This window comes from Sphingobium sp. B2 (assembly GCF_007693735.1).
Lineage (GTDB): Bacteria > Pseudomonadota > Alphaproteobacteria > Sphingomonadales > Sphingomonadaceae > Sphingobium > Sphingobium xenophagum.
Genome location: NZ_VDBZ01000006.1, coordinates 46,101 through 61,655 on the forward strand (window position 1 = coordinate 46,101; position 15,555 = coordinate 61,655).

General features: G+C 63.0%; 19 protein-coding genes. 3 read left to right on the forward strand and 16 right to left on the reverse strand.

Going from position 1 to position 15,555, the window contains the following annotated elements:
* Positions 1 to 9 precede the first annotated feature (9 nt).
* The 14 genes from traU to FE851_RS23295 are packed head-to-tail and all read right to left on the reverse strand — an operon-like array spanning position 10 to position 11,388.
* A complete protein-coding gene (traU, locus tag FE851_RS23230; protein ID WP_026002699.1) occupies positions 10 to 1,029 on the reverse strand; it encodes a conjugal transfer pilus assembly protein TraU in 1,020 nt (339 codons plus the stop codon).
* Positions 1,029 to 1,298 carry a hypothetical protein gene (locus FE851_RS23235; RefSeq protein WP_017184770.1) on the reverse strand — a complete coding sequence of 90 codons (270 nt, stop codon included), beginning with the start codon at positions 1,296 to 1,298 and terminating at the stop codon, positions 1,029 to 1,031. The genes traU and FE851_RS23235 overlap by 1 nt, the downstream gene beginning before the upstream one ends.
* Positions 1,298 to 1,954 (reverse strand): type-F conjugative transfer system protein TraW, encoded by a 657-nt coding sequence (gene traW, locus FE851_RS23240; RefSeq protein WP_017184771.1) that lies wholly within the window; start codon positions 1,952 to 1,954, stop codon positions 1,298 to 1,300. The genes FE851_RS23235 and traW overlap by 1 nt, the downstream gene beginning before the upstream one ends.
* Complete coding sequence (locus FE851_RS23245; RefSeq protein ID WP_017184772.1) at positions 1,951 to 2,484, reverse strand: S26 family signal peptidase; 534 nt, start codon at positions 2,482 to 2,484, stop codon at positions 1,951 to 1,953. The genes traW and FE851_RS23245 overlap by 4 nt, the downstream gene beginning before the upstream one ends.
* Entirely contained in the window at positions 2,465 to 3,154 is a 690-nt protein-coding gene (locus tag FE851_RS23250) for a type-F conjugative transfer system protein TrbI (RefSeq protein ID WP_026002700.1), read from the reverse strand. Before FE851_RS23250 ends, FE851_RS23245 begins: the two co-directional genes overlap by 20 nt.
* Positions 3,147 to 3,500: a hypothetical protein gene (locus FE851_RS23255; RefSeq protein ID WP_017184774.1), complete on the reverse strand. Its 354-nt coding sequence runs from the start codon at positions 3,498 to 3,500 to the stop codon at positions 3,147 to 3,149. The genes FE851_RS23250 and FE851_RS23255 overlap by 8 nt, the downstream gene beginning before the upstream one ends.
* A 3-nt stretch (positions 3,501 to 3,503) precedes the next feature.
* A complete protein-coding gene (gene traC / locus FE851_RS23260) occupies positions 3,504 to 6,089 on the reverse strand; it encodes a type IV secretion system protein TraC (RefSeq protein ID WP_017184775.1) in 2,586 nt (861 codons plus the stop codon).
* Between the two features lies 1 nt (position 6,090).
* A complete protein-coding gene (locus tag FE851_RS23265) occupies positions 6,091 to 7,101 on the reverse strand; it encodes a TraV family lipoprotein (RefSeq protein ID WP_017184776.1) in 1,011 nt (336 codons plus the stop codon).
* Complete coding sequence (locus tag FE851_RS23270; RefSeq protein ID WP_017184777.1) at positions 7,098 to 7,973, reverse strand: DsbC family protein; 876 nt, start codon at positions 7,971 to 7,973, stop codon at positions 7,098 to 7,100. Before FE851_RS23270 ends, FE851_RS23265 begins: the two co-directional genes overlap by 4 nt.
* Complete coding sequence (locus tag FE851_RS23275; protein WP_017184778.1) at positions 7,960 to 9,297, reverse strand: TraB/VirB10 family protein; 1,338 nt, start codon at positions 9,295 to 9,297, stop codon at positions 7,960 to 7,962. Before FE851_RS23275 ends, FE851_RS23270 begins: the two co-directional genes overlap by 14 nt.
* A gap of 4 nt (positions 9,298 to 9,301) precedes the next feature.
* Positions 9,302 to 10,138, reverse strand: a complete 837-nt coding sequence (locus FE851_RS23280; RefSeq protein ID WP_017184779.1) for a type-F conjugative transfer system secretin TraK — start codon at positions 10,136 to 10,138, stop codon at positions 9,302 to 9,304.
* On the reverse strand, positions 10,135 to 10,716 hold the full coding sequence (locus tag FE851_RS23285) for a type IV conjugative transfer system protein TraE (protein WP_017184780.1): 582 nt from the start codon (positions 10,714 to 10,716) through the stop codon (positions 10,135 to 10,137). The genes FE851_RS23280 and FE851_RS23285 overlap by 4 nt, the downstream gene beginning before the upstream one ends.
* A gap of 1 nt (position 10,717) precedes the next feature.
* The gene (traL, locus tag FE851_RS23290; protein ID WP_017184781.1) at positions 10,718 to 11,008 is read right to left on the reverse strand and encodes a type IV conjugative transfer system protein TraL; all 291 of its coding nucleotides are present in this window, start codon (positions 11,006 to 11,008) and stop codon (positions 10,718 to 10,720) included.
* Positions 11,009 to 11,067: 59 nt separating this feature from the next.
* On the reverse strand, positions 11,068 to 11,388 hold the full coding sequence (locus FE851_RS23295; protein ID WP_017184782.1) for a TrbC/VirB2 family protein: 321 nt from the start codon (positions 11,386 to 11,388) through the stop codon (positions 11,068 to 11,070).
* A 489-nt stretch (positions 11,389 to 11,877) separates the two neighbouring features.
* Here FE851_RS23295 and FE851_RS23300 point away from each other — a divergent pair, with 489 nt between their 5' ends.
* Both FE851_RS23300 and FE851_RS23305 read left to right on the forward strand, forming a co-directional pair.
* Positions 11,878 to 12,198, forward strand: a complete 321-nt coding sequence (locus tag FE851_RS23300; protein ID WP_230461512.1) for a hypothetical protein — start codon at positions 11,878 to 11,880, stop codon at positions 12,196 to 12,198.
* A gap of 151 nt (positions 12,199 to 12,349) precedes the next feature.
* Positions 12,350 to 12,844, forward strand: coding sequence for a hypothetical protein (locus FE851_RS23305; RefSeq protein ID WP_017184784.1), 495 nt, complete (start codon positions 12,350 to 12,352; stop codon positions 12,842 to 12,844).
* A 38-nt stretch (positions 12,845 to 12,882) separates the two neighbouring features.
* Here FE851_RS23305 and FE851_RS23310 read toward each other — a convergent pair whose 3' ends face one another.
* A complete protein-coding gene (locus FE851_RS23310; protein ID WP_037515329.1) occupies positions 12,883 to 13,848 on the reverse strand; it encodes a lytic transglycosylase domain-containing protein in 966 nt (321 codons plus the stop codon).
* Positions 13,849 to 13,958: 110 nt separating this feature from the next.
* Here FE851_RS23310 and FE851_RS23315 point away from each other — a divergent pair, with 110 nt between their 5' ends.
* Positions 13,959 to 15,254: a hypothetical protein gene (locus tag FE851_RS23315; protein WP_017184786.1), complete on the forward strand. Its 1,296-nt coding sequence runs from the start codon at positions 13,959 to 13,961 to the stop codon at positions 15,252 to 15,254.
* Here the strand turns inward: FE851_RS23315 and FE851_RS23320 are convergent.
* Positions 15,251 to 15,520: a hypothetical protein gene (locus tag FE851_RS23320; protein ID WP_017184787.1), complete on the reverse strand. Its 270-nt coding sequence runs from the start codon at positions 15,518 to 15,520 to the stop codon at positions 15,251 to 15,253. The genes FE851_RS23315 and FE851_RS23320 overlap by 4 nt on opposite strands.
* Positions 15,521 to 15,555 lie beyond the last annotated feature (35 nt).

A 15,555-nucleotide genomic window follows, 5' to 3' on the forward strand; every position in this document is an offset into this window, starting at 1 on the left:
GACGGCCCCCTACAGCACGCAGCAATTGCGTTTGCGCCAGACGAGGTAGCCCATGTCCTCGCCGGCGGCGGGATAGGCGCGACCTGCGTCAGGCGGCATGGTGGATGCCCCGATCGTGGAGCAGGCGAAGCGGCCGCTCACGGTGGGGATCGGATTGACCATCTGGAAGCGGTATTGCTGCTTGCGCATGATCGGCATGAGGTACTTCTTGCAGAGCCCGGCCGAGCCCATCGTCCCCCAGGCAAGAGCTTCGCGGTGCATCTTGTAGGCGAAGCGCGACAGTGCGAGCCGCGAGGACTGAACATGGCCGATCGAGGACGGCACGTTGCCGTTGAGCGGATACATGCTGCCCTGGCACCCCGCACACCAGAACAGCGGATCGAGCGGCAGGTGGACGGTCCCGGCGATGCAGTCGCCGGCGCAGGCGACCTGGGCGATCGGGTTAGCGAAGACGACGGCTTCCGGATTGATCAGCGCCGTCAGACTATCGTCCTGCCAGAGCGGATCGACCTCGGTCATATAGGCGATGTCGAAGCTCGCCTGCTCGAAGCAGACGAAGTCGGTCAGGATCTCCATCCAGTAGAGCAGCGGATAGACGTACCAGTGCACGTGCCATTTGGCCGTGCTCTGCGAGCGGCCGCCCACCATCGAGGGGCCGGCCAGATAGCCCTGGCCGATGTCGAACCCCGGCGCGATGCGCACACCCCCGAGATTAGGAAAGCACCAGGGCTTCATTGTGACGTCCGCGAGCCGCACCGGCTCCCAGAAGCCGACCGAGATGCCGATCCTGGGAAGCGGGCTGCCACAAAAGCAGATCGGGGAAGCGGGATTGCTCGTATCCGGCCGGCCGCTCGGCCAGATCTTGAGGCCGCCGACCGAGAGTGGGAACAGGCAAGACCAACACACGTCGGTGATCGGATTGACGAACTTCCCGTGACAGGTCGGCCCTGCCGCCTGTGCGCTCGGCGCCAGAAAGAAGGCTGCCAGCGCCATGACGAGAAGCCGCAGAGCTGATCGAAAGCCGCGCATCACTGATCCTCCCCGGCAGGTTCGAGAAAGGCGGTGTCCGCGCGATGCTTGCGCGCGAGGTAAAGCGCCGTGGTCAACAGCGTGGCCGCCAGCAGCGACGCGATCGCACAGGGCGCCGCCTGACCGCTGATCCGCATCAACGGCTGCAAGCCCGCGACACTGGCGGCCAGTAGCAGGCAAAGAACCTGCCAGATCCGGCGCAGCCGCCGAAGATCGCGAGTCTCGGGTGCCGCCATCGGCGTTCGGAGCATGTCGAGCCACAGCGGCATCAGCCCGGGCTCCCGGACTTCAACACCACCTCGGAGACGCGCATCACCTTGCCAGCCTGGGTGACCACGGCTGGCGTATGCTCGATGCCGAAGCGGGAAGTGAGCTTGCCTTGCTGATCGAAGTAGAAACGCCGCTTCTTCGCGGTCATCTGCTCGACCGGCGATCCACGCACGAAGATTATCTTCGCCTTGAGGTCCGTGTAGCGCGTCGTGGCCCAAGCGAGCTGCTCGCTATCGTCACCGTCGATGAAGACAAGGTCCTGACGGATCGAGACGAAGTCGAGCGGGTTGATCCGCTGTCCCGCTGGGGCGATCAGGTTGCCCTTCTGGTCGCGGATGTCGCGTTCCATCGTGACCGACGGATCGAAGTCCCAGCTCCGGGCGGTCCGGGCCGGGGTGACCCCCGTGACGGGATCGGGTCGACGAACTTTCGCCTCGACGCGCTTGGCGAACATCTCGTTGGTCCGGGCGAGCTCGCCGCTTGCCTCTGCGCGGCGCAGGCGGTTTTCAATGGTGGAGAGCAGATCGGGCTCGATGACCGGGAACGCCTGCGCGGCCTGGCCATAGTCCTTGGCCTCCGACCGCATCGGCCCAACGACGATCAACCCGCCGACCGTTGCGGCGATGGCCAGCCCGCCTGAGATGAGCACCCTCATAGGATCGGCTCCCCGGTTCCTATGACCTGGCGCGCGCATACGAAGCCGATTTCGGCATAGCGGCTGTCGAAGCCATCCTTGTGCGGCGTAGCCGCGAAATAGCATCCCTGCGGCACCGGGCCGGTTGCGCCCGGCGTCAGGCGTTCACCAAAGCGTGTGAGCGGTTTCATCTGCGCGACGAGGTGGCCGTTCACCGCAACCTGGCGGCCAACGTGGCTGATCGTGTCGCCCGGCATGCCGTAGACGATCTTGCCGAACATCCGCGGCTTCGCGCCGAAGTGGCGACGCAGGAGCGTGCTTGGCGGCGGGTCGAAGAAAACATAGTCTCCGCGCGCCGGCAGCTTGTGGCGCTGGATGAGGAAGGCCCAGTTCGGAAGCGAACCCGTCGTGTTGATCAGCAGCAGATGATCGTCGCGCCATGCGCTGATCGCGCTGAGCAGAACGCTGCCCGCGATGAACAGGCCGAACAACAGCCATAGCCGCGTGCGTGGCCGCCAGCTTGGGCGCGCCTCACTGGCCGCCGATGCCATCGGAGCCTCCGAAGGTCGAAACTTGCGCAGCTGGCGGAGCATATTGCGGAACCGGCTGCTGCTGCCCTGAAGACACCATTCCTGGCGCCGCCATGCCCTGTGCGGCCATCATGGGATCGATCGGAGGAGCAGCCCCGGGCATCTGGCCCGGCATCTGAGCCGGGGCTGCAAGTTGGGGTCTCGCGGCCGCCATCGCCTGGGCATTCATCTGCTGCAGCTCCTCGGCCGAAGCTTGGCGCGGCCGCGGGACGCCCGAGGCGTAGACCGATTGTCTGAGGCTGTCGGTTATATCGGGCACGTTCTTCGTGAGCACGGCTTCGCCGACGAGCACGATCTGGCCGCCAGCACTGCGCCGCTGCAGTTCCTTGTCGAGCGACGCCATGAAGCCCCGCATCTCGGCCTCGACCTGCGCCGGAGGCGATGTCGAGCGCGCCTGCGCCTGCACATATTCCCCGACGATCGAGGAGAGCCGCGCCGAGACGATATGATCCTGCTTGGGCGTCACCAGTGTCTTGGTGACCCACATGCCCCAGACCACAGTGGCCAGAAGGATCAGCCCGGCGAGGATCTGCATACGGCTGAAGCCAGCGAAGAATGTTCGTCTGGGCTTCGCTGGCGCTGCTGGCGATACCGGTGGCGCGGGAAGGTCGAGTTCGGGTTGCTCAGCCATGGCGGGGGTCTCCCTGCGATCGGGCCGAAGGCAGGATCCTGCCTCTCCGCAGGACCATGAGCCCCACGGAAAGGATGAGATGTGCGACGGCGAAGATGGTCTTGAACGATGCGACCCGATCCGGGGTCGCGATGACGTAGCGGGTGCTGAGGTTGTTGAGCTGGTTCATCAGGCCATCGAGCGAGAAGCCGCCAAGGGCGAGAAAAAACAGCGCGAACAGGCCCCAGGTCATGAGCAGCGTTGATGCGAGGAAGCCGCCGAAATACAGGGTGAAATGAAGCATCGCGCGCGCGTCGATCGACGGCGGCGCGGATGGCTGTACCCTCGGCTCTGTGCTGCTGGCCATGGCTCACTCCGCCGCTTGCGCGAGCTCGGGATCCTCGTGAGAGGCCCATTTTTCCGGGTTGTCCGGGAAGGCGATCCGCTCGATCGCCTCATCCATGGTGAGGCCCTGCGTGACGAGATCCTCAATGGCGGCGTAGACGGCCGGACTGGAGGAATAGACCGTGGACGAGAAGGGATCGAGCACCAGGCGGCCGACCGCCAACGTCTCTGGCCCCTTGATCAGAATGTCGGAATATTCGCGGCCGTTGATCTTCAGCGAGCGCAGCAGCGCGTCGGTATAGTCGTCCATCTCGAAACGATCATGCTTCTTGAAGTCGGCGATGGTCTCCGGCTTCTGCTGGAGAATGACGAACCAGTCGCTGTTCTCAAGGGCGGCGATCGAACCCGCAGACTTGTAATAGTCGTTGAGCGACTGGGTCGCGGTGATGAGCGACGCATAATATTTACGGCAGGTACGCGCAAAGGCCTCGATGAACTCGGCCATCGCCCCGCCGCGCATCATCTGCCACGCTTCATCCAGGAATAGCGCCTTGGGGATCGAACGGTCGACCTTACGCATCATTTGCTGTGACATGAACATGATCGCGGCCAGCACTACGCTGCGCAGTTCCTCACGTGACGAAAGATCGGAGAGTTCGAAAACGGTGAGCTGGGCCGACAACTCGAAGGACACTTCGCCCTGGAAGAAGCGGCCATAAGTGCCGGCGGAGGAGAATGGCCGCATAGCTATGCCAAGATCGGTGGCCTGCTGGTTGCCGGTCGCATCCAGGGCGGTGATGATATCATCGATCGAACCAGCCCGCCCCTTCTCCGCCCAGACCGTGTTGACTGCGCCGTCGATCAGGCCGCGCTCGGTATCGTTGAGCCGATCCATGTGGCGCGACATCTGGTTCACGATGGCCTTGAGCATTGCCATGCAGTCGAGGAGATAGTCCTCATCGGTCGCCGCGAGTTCCTCGTCGATCATGCTGAACGGGTTGAGACAAAAGCCCGAAGCCATCGTGAACTCGACGAAAGCGCCGCCCTGGAGCTTGGCGGAATGCTCGAACGAGCGTCCGTCGTCGATGACGACAACGCGGGCGCCGGCGCCACAGAATGACGCGCACAGCTCCTGCAGCGTCACCGATTTGCCGGAGCCCGACTTGCCGAAGACAGCGACATTGTGGTTGCCGGCCGCATTCTCGAACGGGCTCCAGAAGAAGGGCTGACCACGTCTGCCGATCAGCATCAGATGGGGCACCTGGCTCCCGAGGAACTCGCCCTGAATGGGGGCGAGATTAGCGGCGGTCGTGGTCAGCAATGTGCGCATCCGCTTCATGCGCTCGAGATCGCGCGCGAGACCGTTGGCCATCGTCATCGGCATCGCGCAGAGCAGACCCATGATCTGCAGGTAGCGATCGTCGAGAAGATCCCAGCCCGCTGCCCGGTACACGGATTTGAGTACCCGTTCGTTCGCGTCCCCCCGGCCCTTCGGGGAGAAGGCGGTGACACTGAAGAAGACGCGCACGAGCTTGCGGCCCTGGCGCAGCTCGTCGTTCACATAGCGCCATTCCTGGCTCTGATCGCGCAGCTGCGGCAGGAAGCGCGACGATTTTGAATCGGCCAGGCTCGTTGTGCGCATGAACTTGAAGCTGGCCTTGTTGCTCGCGGCCATCGGATCGGGGAATTCGACACAGAGATTGGTCGCGACCGGGCACGGCATGCGCAGCTTGTCGGTAAACATGTCGCCGATCAGCCGGGCGACGTCCCATGGCGCCCAGCGTGCCGGCAGGTTGCGCACCGAGAACGAGCGGACGTCGAAGACGTCCGGCAGAATTTCACCGATCTCCGGCGCTTCGTCGATGGTCTTGCCGGTGGGCCGGAATCGCTCGGTGCGAAGCAGCATCCGGTCAGACTCGATATGCAATTCGACGTCCCGGCGGATTGCCTGGTCCGCGATCGGATCGAGCGGATTATAGCTGACCACGTCCTCGCCGGCAGCAGTAGTCGGCGAGGTAATGTCGTCGATCCAGGCAATGAGTGCCTGCGGATCCATCGTCCTGGCCGACACATTGATCGAGGCAAGCGCCGAGATGATGCCGTCCATGACGGCGACGATCTCCTCTGCCGTCACGCTCGAGCTCTCGGGCGTCGAATAGGAGATCGCCACGCGGTGATTGCGAAGCGAAAAGGGCGCGTCGGCCGAAAGCGACTTCCAGACCCCGTCGGTCAGGAAGTCGACCCGGTGCTTGGCCATGCGCTCATAGACGCCGCGCGCGGAATAGCGCGGGAGATACCATTTGGAGAGGCGCTCGCCGATCCGCGGACTCATCCATTGGTGGAACTGCAGACAGCCGGGGGCAGGAATCGCCTCCGAGAGAAACTGGGTCAGGATCTCGCCCGTGCGTTCGTCCGCGCCGACGAGCGGCGCTGCTTCGATCACGAAGCCGCGCGATGCGCTGTTGTAGAATATCCCGGTCTTGGGATCATAGCTGCGATAGGGCAGCCAATGCGCCAGCATCGGCACGCCAAACTCCGGCCGCTCGGCGTCGGGCCGCTTGGCGTCGCCCAGGATCCCGGACAGCAGGCTCTCGAAGAAGCTCCCCGCCATCTCACTTGTCCTCCGGCACGGCAGCAGGGAAGTTCGCGGCCTTCACCGTCGCGCCGATCGCCGCCGGCGCGGCTGCCGCTCCGGTCTGCGCAACGCCGGCATCCCGGGCATCCTTAGCCGCGCCATTGGCGACCTCCTGATAGTGGGGATCGGCCTTCACGCGCGCGACCGCCGCCGCGCCGGTCGCGCTCATAGGCTGCGGAGCGGGTGCCGAGGCCGCCTTGGCTTCGGGACTGCCGCTCGCCGGTGCATCAGAGGGGGGATGAGGCACCGTCGAAGCGGCAGCCGGCGGAGTATGGCTCAAAGCCGCCGCCGTTCCCGAACCGGATGTCGCTGGCGCCCTGGGAGCGAGACGCGCCCTGACATCCGCTTTGATCGCACTGACCGGATCGGGGGCCGGATCAGGCTTGCGCGCCCGGGCAGCCGCAACGGCCGCCGGGTCCGGTCCGTTCGGATCGCTGTCGGCGAAGCCTGTCAGCGGCGGATCGATGCGGTCGACCGCATCACCAAGCGATTCCTGGATGTCTGGTGCCACCGCCGACGCCCGCGCCGGCATGGACGCCTGCATCAGAGCCTGCTGCCGCCATTCCCCGCTCGCGACGACCGCATGGACCGCACTGGCCTCGTGGAGCCGGCCACGCTCGTCGATATAGGGCTGAAAGACGATCCGCAGCACCTTCTCTTGGCTGCGTCCGGCATCGGTCGAGGCAAGGCGCGCGGATTGGCCCATCGCCACGCGATTGGTTTTCCCGCGCATCGGCTGCCGCATATTGCCGGTGGGCAGAGCATCGCCGTCCGAAGGGTCCGCCGAGATGAGCGCAAGCGCCCTGTCGTCGATCGTCGAACTCGGCGCGCAGATGCCGTCGGGCGCCGCGCAGGAAAAGCTGCCGCGCACATTGCCGCCGAAACTGGCGCAGCCATTGAGCGCCAGGAGACTGGTCAACCCGAGCACACCCGGCAGCCACAGACGACGGCGGCCGCCGCCATGCCCAACCAAGGACCGCCGGATCACGACTGGCCTCCCTTGAGCCAATTCTCGAGGAAGGCGCGCGGCCGGTAGCCCTCGATCACCGCACCGTCGCCGCGCACGATGACCGGCGTGCCGCTGAGACCATGGCGGTGGGCGAAGGCCTCGTTCGCATCGAGCCCCGAGGTGTTGCAGGAAGGTCCTGCCTTGATTTCCTCTCCGGCATAGGCTGCATGCAGCGCGGCCTCCCGGTTCCTGGCGCAGTAGACGCGGTCGGCGACATCGCGGCTTCCGAGCACCGAGATCGGCCGTTCGACGACCCGCACGTTCATGTCCTTCAGGACACTGGTGAGCGCCCGGCAATAGCCACAGCGGAAATCGGTGAAGACCGTGATCGTCTGGCCCGAAGGATTGCCCCAGACGATCGCACCGTCTCGGGGCAGCTCGGCGAGCGAGAGCTTCTGCGGCGTCGCAGGGCGGACTGGCTTCTCCACCCGGCCCGGCGTTGCCGCAGCGAGCTGTGAAGTATCGTCTTCGCCGCCCGCATTTGCCGCCGCATTGGCCTTCGCGGCTGCGCCGACGAGCATGTCGGGGTTCATCTCGAGCAGACGGGCGGCCGTGATGTCCTGCCGGGTCTGCATGTCATAGACGCGGCCGATGACGAGGAAACGCGCGCCCGTATCGACGTAGAACAGGTTGGCGCCCGCGGTAATCTCGCAAAGGCCGCTGATCTTGCCGCAATCGATAGCGGTGACCGGTGTCTTGGGCAGCCGCGTCTTTAGGAGCAACCGGACCCGGTCTTCCGGGCTGTTCGTGTCGGCCGCGAGCGCGATGCCGGCGACGCTCAGCCCGAGGAGCGTGGTGAGGACGAGGCGCGACGGGCGGCCCAGCGCGCGCAGACGATCAATTGCGAACATAGACACCCTCCAGGAAGACAATCTCAACATCGATGCCGGTCGGCATCTCAATCACGGGCTGGTATTGCTCGGCGCGTTCGATCAGATATTTGGAGACCATGTCGCCAGTCTGGGCGACGCCCTCGCCGAAACCGCCCTCGAGGATGTCGCCCGTCGAGAGCTTCTGGCGCTGGCCGTTGGTCGTGATGTTGGTGCCCTGGAAGACCGAGTTGGCATTCGCCGAGAAGCCACGGCCGAAGCCGCCAGCAAGGCCCGCCAGGAAGGCCTGGGTCACGAGCGAGCCTTCGCGGGACACCACCCGGCCACGCACGCCCGTCTTACCCCCGAAGGCGATGAAGCCCTTGACCTCGGAGACCGCGTAGCGGCCGCCGGGCTGCGGGCAGGTCATCTTCTGAAGCTTGACGTAGACCTTCTCGCTCGAGAGGTCGCCGCGCGCCGCGCCGTTGATGAGGCAGCCCTCTATCTTGGTCGTGAGCAGGCGGCCGTTCTGGTAGACCGAGCGCGCCGGACCCGTCACACGCAGCACGACGGGCAAGGGATCGCTCTGGCTGTTGACCCCCGCGCTCGCATCCACGCCCACGATCACCTTCGCACGCGCGAAGCTGTTGGGCGGCAGATAGTTGACGCTGTCGGTATAGACCGTGTTGCCCTTGGCAATGCGGGAGGCGTTGCCGCTATCCGTCGTCGTGAAGTTGACGAGCTTCACTTCCGCGGCCGAAGCGATCGGAGCCGCCGCTTGCGTTCCGCCCTGCGCGCCCGGTCGCTGATAGGCCTGCGGACCATAGGGCCCGTACATTGCGGCCGGGCCGGGCGCCGGTGCTGCGGCAGTCCGGCGATCAGCGACCTGCCGGCGAAGTTGCTCGTTTTCGGCCTGGTAGGCGGACAGGACCCGCTGGCCATCGGCCTGCATCGCCTGATTCTGGCCCTTCAGCGCCTCGACCTGCGCGGTCAGCGCCTCGAGCCGGCTATTCTGCCCGTCGATCGACTTGAGTTGGTTTTCTGTCGACTGAAAGCGGTTCTCCGAAAGCGCCATCCATTCCTGCTGGGAGAGGTTGCGGTTGACGAGATCCTTGGTGGAGACGTCGACCTCGCTGACGCCGTCGTCGGTCTCCTTCGATTTGTCGCCGTCGCCGCCGAAGATCCAGAAGGACGAAAGGACCAGGCCCACGCCCGCGACGCCGGCGAGGAGCAGACGCTGGCGGCGGCGGACTGCGTCATTGGCACCGAGATCGCCCGACAGCGGGGAAACTCCCTCTTCGGTGCCGCCCTCGCTGCCGCCGTCGAGAGGACGGCGACTGCGCTTCAGGAAATCGGAAAGAGCCATATCCTCACCTTCCCGTAGGAGTATTTTGGCCAGCCAAGGGGCTCGGACCATTTTGCGAGACGAGGTAGGCCGTGGTGACCTTGCCCGGTGCGAGCTTGGTGTCGGCGATCGAGACGGCGAGCGCGCTCGAAGGAGCGACCATGCTTGTGGTAAGCTCGACGCTCTGGTCACCCTTGTTCTCGATCCGAAGCACCCGGCCGGTCAGCTCGGAACCCCGATATTCGGCGATCATCTGGACCTTGAGAGTGCCAACATAGACGGGGCGCAGGGTGCGCTGGCGCATCTCGTAGCCATCGGCGACGGCATTCGAATACATGGCCTGGACAAGCTCGACGGCGGCATCCTGGGGTCCCAGCTGATTGGCGGGACCATTCTCGGCCGCCTTTTCGTTGGCGATCGCAGGGTTCGAAACAAAGACCTGGGCGGCCTGGTCCCCGCTGATCCGGCACACGAACTTGTAGACGTAGCCGCGCTTGCTGGTCGCGAAGAAGGAAAGCGCGGGTCGGCCAAACCCGTCTGGCACAGACAGGTAGATGTCACCGCGGACCGGCTCGTTGACGACCGAGAAGTCGTCCTGCGGATTGCCGGTCGAGATCTTCGACACGCTCGCGAACTCGTCCTCGACGAGGCTGATGCGGGTCAGATCCTTGGCCGACGCGGTGCAATCAACCTGCGCGCTGTCGCTCGCCATGATCGTCTGATCGGCGAAGGCCGGCTCGGCGATGAGGAAGACCGCCAGGGCGACGAGGCTTGCGCCGATGAAGCGGCTCGCGTGGCAAGTCACGCGCGAGAGGAAGGCAGTGCCGAGCGCGGCACTCCCGATAGCATAGACCGGCATCATGATGAGCTCCCCTGTTGGTCTTTCGCGGAGCCGGTCTTCACCATCCCGAAGCCCACCAGCTTCAGCGACAGGCCGGAATATTCCCAGTCGTAGCGGAAGGTGCGGTTCTCGCTGGAGATGACCTTGTTGCCGACGATCGTGTGCAGTTCGCCGGTCACCTCCGAGCGGAGGTTCCTGGTGTCGATCTCCATCTTCTGGATGGTGAAGAACTGCGAGATCGAGGAGCCGCGCTGCTCGCTGACGATCTTGAGCAGGTCGGCCTTGATCTTGCCCTGCGTGCGCGGGCTCGCAATGTCGAGCACCGCATTCATCCAGTATTCGAGGTTCTGCGGGCTGCGATCGAGCGTCAGCACGACCGTGTCGCGCGTGATCATCTCCAGATATTCGCGGCTGACGCCGGCAGAGCTGACCGTCAGCGGAGAACGCAGCACTGGTTGCAGCACCACCTCGCGGTCGCGCGACAGGCTGACCGTGCAGAGCAGCAGGGTGATCACGGCGAGCGCCACCGCGGCGACGGCCAGAATGTTGCGCTGGCGCAGGATCCGCTGGCTGTTCGTATGGCTGTAGGAAAGTTCCATATCACCCCGCCATCAGTCGAAGATATGAGGGTGGCGTGGCTCTCAGGCCGGTGAAGCCGGCCGGAAGATGCCAATAGGCCAGGTGAAGCAGCCAGGACGTCGCCCGGCCTGCCTTAGCTTTTCTGAGACCCCACCAGCCCGCCCCCGAAAGAAGCATGCCGATAAGGATGTGCTGAGACAGGATCCCCCAGACGAATGGGATAACCATCGCCAGGAACTCATCCAGCGTCCACAGCCCGATCAGCTCGGGATCGTCGAGATGAGTTGGAATGACGTACTTGTCTGCGGCCATTGCACCACCCCCTCCTGGACCTGGGCGGAGCTGCTACTCCGCACAGGCCTGGGATCGGTTCAGATCGTCGCGGTCACGGTGGACGTGACGATCGGCACGCCGGTTCCGGCACCGACGCCGACGCCGACCGGGATCGCGATCTGCCCCATCGAGAAGCGACCCGAAGCGAGGGCGACCACGCCGCCGGCGAGGCTGAGCACCGTGATGATCTTGCCGCCGGATCCCTCGAGGAAGTCGGTGAACTTAGTGAGCGCGGTGTTGAACGTCGTGTCGGCGCCGGCGAAGGCGGGACCGGCGAAGAAGAGAAAAGCGAACAGGAGTACGGCGAGGGCGAGGATCGCCAGCTCCGCGTGTCCGCTCTTTTGGAGGACAGACTGCATGTGGATTTCCTTCGATTGGAGACGCGACGGAACCGCGCCCAAACAAAGCTGGCCAATCACATCGCCGCACCGCAACGACGTATGGGATCAGCCCCCTCCCGAATCGGGAAAATTTTCGATCATGTTCGATGTCGGTGATGAAAATGGGGCACCGTGTCCCGGTGATCAGGGCATCCTGCCCCGTCATATGGGGCAAATTGGCCGGGTTGACGGGGCGTTATGCCCTGCAATTGCGGACAGGCTTCATTCGCGGTAGATTCGCGGCGCAAGACTCGTCAGATATTAACCATTGCCTGTTCATAATCCCGGCAAGGCAACCGACCATCGATCGGGCTCTAATGGATGAGGGCAGTTCAGGACGTGGGCACTATGGGCGCTGACTCACGAGACTTTACACTGGATATCTCCGAACGCTTCTTTCATCTCACGACTGAGAGCCTTCGCCTTCATTCTAATAGTACTAAGTGCTATCAGACGCTCGAAAATCTCGTGAACAGCCGCGTTCCAGGAATAGAAAAGATAGATGATGAGGATGCGGAGAACCTAAAGCGCCATCTGGTGGCTGTCCCTACAGGCGGAAGCATTCAGATCCATTTAGAGATTACGGAGACGAGTGCCAAAAATCTTGAGAGAATAAAAGAATTGCTCGAAACAAGACTCGAAACCAACATTTCTGTTGGGGACGCTCTTTCTGCCCTTTTATTCAACTATATAGTCGAGCAGCGGGCAGCTCGCGTGATTTCCAAGCTCCAGTTGGACGAGTTCGATCAACCTCGCGAGACCGGCCCATTCAAGGGGTCCCGGCACTAACAAGCGCGGTCACCAATGCGTTAGCCTTTCGGTTCGGACAAATCTGGTCGAAACCACGCTTGCATTGGCTTTTCTGCTATGATTGTCTTCCCCATCCGAACGGCATTGGGGGATCGATATGACATCTCTTGCCAAGTTAGGGGCGTAAGTTGTGGAGCTCGCCCAAGGCGACGAGCTGCAGAGGGACTATGTGCCTCTGATCCTGCGGGCGATGGCTTGCAAGAAAGCAACTCAACGCAAACTCGCCCACCTGACCGGTATCAGCAAATCGAGGCTGGGCGTTTTGCTGCACAGCAAGCCCGAAAAACGCGTCACCATGACGCTTCCTGAATTTGAAACAATATTGCACGCGCTCGGCATGAATCTAGTGCACGCATATGTGTGCCTGAAAACCTTCAAAGGTCTCGATGAATATTATCAGAAATGTTATTCGACGGCTGTCTTCATGCTCTGCGACATATGCGTGCGCGCGCCTGAGCGAATGATTGATGTGCTCGAGGAATTGGGTGGCTTCGATGGAACCGAGATCAGGCTGGCCTGGAGCCCGTCGCTCCAAAACGCATTGATCAAGAAGGTGACCGAGGAGGTCCAAGCTATTCATGAGCGCAGAAATCGCCTCACCCATGGCGACGATTTCGACCTCTAGCCGAACTGTTCGTGGACATGGATCAGCAAACCATGCGGCTAGAATGTCGAGACGGACGCCTTCCTTCCGATTGTTGGGCGCAGCTGCGTGTTAGGGCCGGCTGTCGTCGAAATGATTGTCGCCTGGCGCCCGATCCCGCTCAATCGCGACCAGTTGAGCAGAACATTGTCCACATAGGCTTGCGTTTCAGGGATCTGCGGGACCAGGCCATTCCGAATCCGCCCCGGTCCTGCATTGTAGGCGGCGAGCGCGAGATGATAGTGGCCGAAACGGTCGAGCTGCTGGCGCAGATATTTCGCGCCCCCGCGCAGGTTCTCATTGATGCTGTAACGGTTGACGCCCAGTGCAACTGCCGTGTCGGGCATCAACTGTGTGAGCCCGAATGCGTTCTTGCGCGAGAAAGCGTCGGGCCGATACCGGCTTTCCCGGATGATCATGGCATCGAACAGGCCAACCGGAATGCCATATTGGCATGCGATGTTGCTCATCATGTCGTAGTAACTAGCCCGGCGCATCTCGGCATCGGACGTCAGAAATCCGGTCGGCCGGTAACCCGGCGAAGAGCAGCCAGGCACATAATGATAAGCCGCCGACGCGAACATGGCGCCGCCTCGCATCCAGAGCGGGACAGGCACGCTGGATGCAGGCGGGAGCTGTGCTTCGACCGCCATCGCGCCCAACTGCGCGACGCCCACATGGGCGAACGGATCTTCGGCATCGGCAGGCGCCGACCGGGGATTTGTGTCCATGAAATTGTTCGCCATCTGGAATTCCACCCATTGCCGACTGAGGTCATGCACCCGAAAGTCCCCAACCGGCGGCAACAGTGTCGCATCTGGCAGATCCCGAACTGGCGCAGCCGGCGCCGCGACGTCTTGCTTCACCGGGGCGCCCATCGCGATGAGCTGGACGCTTCGGACCGCGTGTTCAGGCCTCGAGACGGCGGGCGCTTCGACGGAACAGATCAGGCCGACGGTGGCGACACCCAAGAAAAAAGCACGCATGACGACCTCCCCATTCTTGAACCGAGGAAAATGGACGCCAGCCGAGTCCATCTTGTCAATCCGCCCCGAGACACTCTGACGGCCGGCCGCACAGCTCTTGCGAGAGCGAAATGTGGCTGATCGCGCGATACAGCAATGGCTGCGGAAAGGGCCGAATTCCTCTTCCAGAGGCCGTTCGGAATGCCCTGGTTCGCTGGTACATCGGCCAAGGTGCCCGGGCCGATGAAGAAGCGGGGATCATGCTCGTCCAGCAAGCGCGCATCGGCGAAAAGTGGATCGCCTGTGACTGCTTGCCGCCAGGTGAACCGCCGCCCATCCTGACTCCCGCCTTCCTCTCGGAAGCTGAAACCTACTACCTGCGGCGTCTTACGAGCACTGATCGGCCCGAGCATCAACCCGATTGCCCGTTTTTCCGCGAACAGGCAACAAACCGCATCACCGAAGTGTGGACACAGGAAAGCCCTGCGGAACCGCCCGCCGGCTATTTCGAGGTTCTGCGCCCCGCGCCCGAGAAGCTTGCCCAACGTCCCGAGGAGGACAGCACCGATGATCGTACCCGTCAGGCATCGATCCCGCGCCTGGCGCGGTTGCTTTGGCGGCTTCTTGCTCTTTCCGGCTTGAATCGTTGCCTGCCTCCATCGTTCGATACGGCCGAGCGTTCCATCAAAACCGAATTCCGCGTGCTCTCCGTTGCGGCCGGAAAAGTCGAAATCGCGCCAGGCATTGAACTGGGTCGCGCGTTCTGGACGCATGCTCAGGCGCTACACAGCCGACGCATGTACGCGCGTCTGCGTGAACTTGCCCGAGGCTGGCCCCGCGGCCATGCTCCGCAGGCGTTCCTGGCCCTATTTGCTCAGGATGTCCGCGGCTCCACCATATATGTGCCGGGAAGCGATCCGGTTGTCCTCGCCAATCGCGTCCAATCGCCGTCGATCCGTGGAAACCAGATCAAGGGGCCTTACCTGACGATCGTCGTTGCTGGGGAATATCCTGAAGCCCATGGGTATGCGCCGCTCCGTGCCTACGCCCAGCCTATTTTCTCAGGGAAACGCTTCGTTCCGGTAGATTCCGAATTTGAACGCGCAGTGCTCCGCGAATTGATCAAACTCCAATGGACGTTCGATCGCATCGGAATCGACCTCACCATTGAGAAACCGGTTTTCGACACACTTACGCCGATCGGCGCCTGCCGGCCTGACTTCATCCTGGAACTGCGCTCTCGCGAAACCGGCGAGATCAGGTCGATCATCGTGGAAGCCATGGGATCAACTGATGAGACGTATCTAGCCGCAAAAGCTGTCACTCATCCGCGCATGGCGCAAATTGGTCCACTCGTGTGTGTATCACCGGCGGATGTGGAAACGGGCCGCATCGGCGCTATCGTCCGTCGCGCGGCGGGCGCCTAGCTCCAGCGCATCGATGTGGCGAAGAGAATGACGATGCCGAGCGTCACAGGCATGGAAGTCAGGTACAGCTTTTGCCAGCGCCACCATATTTTCGGGACAAACAGGATGGCGGACCGAAGGGAATTGACGCTGGACCAGCCGCGCTCGCGAACCACTTCCACCATTGTCGTCGCGCAGGAGAGCGCCATGGCGATCACGCAGCACGAACCGGCAGCGACATAAAGCGCCATCCAGTTCGCCAGTTCGATCGCCGTCAGATATCGCATCTCAGCAACCTGTATAGCCGATAATCGTGCACAAA